At 59.2% G+C, this 1,251-nt stretch carries 1 protein-coding gene; it reads left to right on the top strand.

All coding sequences use genetic code 11. The features are described from left to right. Nucleotides 1-516, top strand: a 516-nt coding sequence (locus tag C569_RS32925; RefSeq protein ID WP_155945657.1) for a polymorphic toxin-type HINT domain-containing protein, incomplete at its 5' end; no start/stop codon positions are given. Nucleotides 517-1,251: the final 735 nt, after the last annotated feature.

A 1,251-nucleotide genomic window follows, 5' to 3' on the forward strand; every position in this document is an offset into this window, starting at 1 on the left:
GTCGATGCCGCCGATCTGCGGGCCGGTCAGTGGCTGCGTACCTCGGCCGGCACCCACGTGCAGATCAGCGCGACCCGACAGTGGACGGAACCGGCGCAGGTCCACAACCTCACGATCGACGACATCCACACGTACTATGTGGTGGCCGGCAACACCCCGGTCCTCGTACACAACTGCACAACTGATCTCTATCGAGTTTCCCCGATTGATCGGGGTTCCAGCGAGTTGGATCATGGACTTGATCCACGCAACCACCCGCTGGATTTCGATGAGGGTCTGGACGGTTCGGCTTACTTTGGTAACAGGGCGAGGGTTGAAGACTACGCTTCCCAGCACCGCGATTCTCATGGTCAGGGGTTCAAGGTGGCGGTCCCAACAAAATGGCTGAGAAAAAATAATATCGAGCCTATTGAGGATTTCCTCAACGAAGGCGCGGTCGAGTATGCTATCCCGTCGCACCTCTTTGATGAATTCAATACATTCCCACGCACTCCTTGGAAGCCTGGTGGCGCCTGATGGGTACTCCTGAGCACCCCCAATACTCTCTGGTCGAGTGCCGCATAGTCAGGCATCAGCACTATGGCTTGGTAGTGCGTACGGTGTCTGACGATCAGCCAGGATTCGTCGACGAATCCGCGATATCTGATCAGCCGTCAGTCCCTATGAATGAGTGGCCGGGCGTGGGAGCAACGTTGCCGTGTGTCGTCCTCGGCGGCACTCGGGACGGTAGGCTGCGGTTAAGCTCTCGGCCCCGTGATGTGGCTCTCGCCCGCGCAGGGTTGAATGTCGAGGCCGCGCTTTCAACGTGGCGGCGCATACGGGATGAGGCGACCGTGGAGGATGATCTCCTGGTAGATTTCTTCGAGTCGCAGGAAGCTCTGCCGACGCTGCGATGGGCGCTTGATAGGCCGCACGGGTCAGCAGATCATTCACGTGCAATCGAAATTGCCGAAAAAGCGCCTGATTGGCTGAAGAGGCGACTGTGCTGAAAGAACAATAGGTCTCGTTTCCTGCGGTAAGAGTATTGGGCTGTCTGGACTCCGCGAAGATCCCTTCACCACCCTCCGGCTGGTGAAGGGATCTTCGCGGAGTCGGCCGATTGATTGCCGCTTCTCTTGGTGCGCAGCCCGATGCTTGCCGGGGTGCGCGGAGCCGTCAGGGCCCCGGCAAAGTCGTGAGGGTGTCCGGCTTGATCCGCTTGGTGTAGACGCGCCCGTGCTGGTGGTAGCAGGGCGGGCATGACTCGTTTAA

The organism is Micromonospora sp. CNB394, from assembly GCF_000374985.1.
Lineage (GTDB): Bacteria > Actinomycetota > Actinomycetes > Mycobacteriales > Micromonosporaceae > Micromonospora > Micromonospora marina.